Consider the following 3,130-nt stretch of genomic DNA (forward strand, 5'->3'; position numbering starts at 1 on the left):
TGTTCCAGATAAGGCGCTTCACGAGGAGATCCGGCGAACACTAATTGGCATTGATGGCATCAGCGGAATTCATCACCAGCACCTCTGGTCCCTGGATGGTGAACAGCATGTACTGACGGCCCATATCGTAGTGGATCACGAGGGAGTTTTTGGTCCTGACGAATACTGCGCCATCAAACAATCCATTGCTATGGCGCTCGAACAATACCCGCTGGCTCACACCACAATTGAAATCGAGCTGACCGAAGAAGCTTGCCGGGATCAACCCGTGCCCAGCCAAACGGATCAGCACTAACAAGAGAACTTCGTATGTCCATACTTTCCACGCTCGGTTTGTTCATCATCACCGCTATTGCGGAAATAGTTGGCTGTTATCTTCCATACCTCTGGCTGAAGAAGTCGGCATCCGCATGGGTTTTGCTGCCGGCAGCGTTCAGCCTAGCGCTGTTTGCCTGGCTACTGTCTCTTCATCCAACCGCAGCGGGCCGGGTTTATGCGGCCTATGGCGGCGTCTATGTTTCGGTGGCCATACTGTGGTTGTGGGGTGTGGATGGGATTCGCCCGCATCTGTGGGATTTTGTAGGCGTGGCCATCACCTTGTTAGGGATGGGCATTATCATGTTTGCGCCGAGATGATTTCGATCCTGCGGATTTACTTTCCCTTTTTTAGGGATTCAGCGTTCAGCAACAAGCTCATTTTTTCCATCAGAATGATTGATGCGTTATTATTGAACTGCTGTCCTTCCTCAATGTACTCCCAAACGGTAGCATCACTTTTCCAGCCTCCTTGCTTTTTAATCAGTTCAAAGTCCACGCGCTCCCGTGCCGCCGAGGTAGAGAGGCCGCGACGAAAACTATGACTGCTTAAGTCGGGTGCAAAATCGAACTGGCAGGCCTTGCCCAAGGTTTTGAGAAGATCGTTTACCGCCCCTGGATTCAGCGCTCTTTCCTGAACATGGTCCCAGCGGTTGATGGGCCTGAAGAGGGGGCCCTCATTGATACCAGCTACTCTAATCCATGCTTCGATCGCTGTAGCCGGACAACAACTTTCAGCCCCAAAAGGTAAAGCACGAACCAACCCCGTTGATTGCTGATCGGTTTTGGAGCGAGGCAACCGAATGATCAGACCTTCCGGCTCCCAATTCACATCACTGGTTTGAATCGCAACCAGTTCGCTGCGGCGGAAAGCCCCAAAAAAGCCGGTTAATACCAGCGCAATGTCCCGGTGCTTTTTTTTGCTGTCTGGGAGTTGCCGCATGTGATTCACCATTTCGGCGATGTGCTCCAGACGCAGTGTCTTGGCTTTGCGCTTGGGCTGACCATGAGTGCGACGGATGCCTTCCATGGTTTTGCGGACCAACGGATCACTTATCGGATCAATGAGTCCTTGGTAATGGTGCCATTGGCTAATGGCGGTCAGGTGCAGATCCAGGGTCCGGGTGTTGAGCGATTCGGCTCTGCCCAGCAGGTACCGGACGACAGTATCCCGGTCTGTGGGCAGGCGACCACCCCATTTTTCAAATTGCCGAATGGCCGAACGGTAGGCTTTACGCGTGTTGTCGGACGTCGCTGCCTGGAGGTATTGCCGCAATGACTCGGATTCCTGGCGTTCAACCAGGGTCGAATCCTCATTACGTAATGACAAGTCGTTAGCCTGTTTTGGTGGTTTGTTGTTCATGAATAGGATTTCCTTCGATGTCACCCAAAAGGCGGCTATGTACCGGTGTTACAAGTCGAAAATTTATGGCTCAATCCATTAACCTACGATAATGAGCATTATCGTAGGTTAATATTATAAATTCAAATCGTCTTTAAAAGCTATATAATTATGTTATATTACGTGTTACGTAATACGGTATTAAATAATCTGAAAGGAAATTCCTATGGCCCGCGCCGGAGTCACATATCACGATGTCGCCAAAGCCGCCGAAGCCATCAAAGCTCAAGGCCAGGAGCCAACGGTGGATCGGGTTCGAGAACATTTGGGCACCGGCAGCAAAAGCACGATCGCGCCACTACTCAAGCGCTGGCGTTCCGATAACGGGGACGCGGCCGATACCAATGGACTCCCGAGCGACTTGGTGGAGGTCGTGAAATCTCTCCACGAACGAGTGCAGCAGATGGCCGACCACCGCATCGAGCAGGCCCGACAGGAGTTCAAAGGGCTGAATGAAGATCTCCGGAAAAAGCTCGACGACGCCAGCAACGCGATTACGCAGCTCACTGCCCGCCAGAAAGATTTAGAAATCCAGATCGGGCAACTTACCAACGAAGTAGACCAGAAAACTCAGGCTCTGGAAGATACACGCATCAACCTGACCAAGGCAGAGATGCAACGGGACGAGGCTATTGCCCGGACCGCCGATTTGAAAGAAACCGTCACGGAACTCAAGCAGGAAAACCGGGATATCCGTGACCATTTCGAGCATTACCAGCAGCGAACAGCCGAAGATCGTCAACAGGAGCGCGAACAATTTCGTTCGGTTAACCAGGGATTGAAAGACCAGATCCTGGATCTGCAACACCGGCTCACCCAGGCCGAGTCAAGATCGTCCGAGCTGTTGGATGCCAATGCGCAGTTAGAAAACAATGCCGATAAACTTGAACAGGCCAATGCAACGCTAAACAGGGACCTAAACGGAAAGGTAGATGATATCCAGAAGCTGAAACGCGACCTTGAAGACGCCATGACGAAGAACCGGAAAAACCAGCATAAAAATGAGCAATTGGCAGAAAAAATATCTGCTCTCACTGTTCAGAAAGCAGAAGTCGATAAGGAAGTGGCCGTGTTATCACAGGCTTTGGAGGCCACCAAAACCGAATTGAAAACCACACAGGATAAAGTGACGTATCTGACCGACGAGAACAAAGCAATTCTTCAGGAAAAGGCGGTGATCCAGGGGCAATTTAAACAGCTCCAAGGTTCGCTATAATTATGGTCAAACTTGTCAAATTTGGAGGTTCTTCCACAAGGAAAATGGCAGGTTAGCGCTTTTGTACGAAAACCTACACTTGCAAGGACTCAAGAGGACTGAAACCGCAGGATCTGATTCTGACCAATAAACGACCATCTGGCTGTTTAATGAAGTAATCGTTGCCGACCCTCATGTAGCGCGCCATTCTATTTTTC

General features: G+C 50.6%; 3 protein-coding genes and 1 pseudogene. 3 read left to right on the forward strand and 1 reads right to left on the reverse strand.

Annotated elements, in window-relative coordinates:
* Positions 1–295 (forward strand): annotated as a pseudogene (locus tag B2R48_RS01575) (hypothetical protein); the annotation flags it as partial.
* Between the two features lie 14 nt (positions 296–309).
* Positions 310–636 carry a YnfA family protein gene (locus tag B2R48_RS01580; protein ID WP_020743634.1) on the forward strand — a complete coding sequence of 109 codons (327 nt, stop codon included), beginning with the start codon at positions 310–312 and terminating at the stop codon, positions 634–636.
* Between the two features lie 16 nt (positions 637–652).
* Here B2R48_RS01580 and B2R48_RS01585 read toward each other — a convergent pair whose 3' ends face one another.
* The gene (locus B2R48_RS01585) at positions 653–1,678 is read right to left on the reverse strand and encodes a tyrosine-type recombinase/integrase (protein WP_020743633.1); all 1,026 of its coding nucleotides are present in this window, start codon (positions 1,676–1,678) and stop codon (positions 653–655) included.
* A 205-nt stretch (positions 1,679–1,883) separates the two neighbouring features.
* Here B2R48_RS01585 and B2R48_RS01590 point away from each other — a divergent pair, with 205 nt between their 5' ends.
* Positions 1,884–2,933: a DNA-binding protein gene (locus B2R48_RS01590; protein ID WP_114324239.1), complete on the forward strand. Its 1,050-nt coding sequence runs from the start codon at positions 1,884–1,886 to the stop codon at positions 2,931–2,933.
* Positions 2,934–3,130: the final 197 nt, after the last annotated feature.

This window comes from Thalassospira sp. UBA848 (assembly GCF_002295455.1).
GTDB lineage: Bacteria > Pseudomonadota > Alphaproteobacteria > Rhodospirillales > Thalassospiraceae > Thalassospira.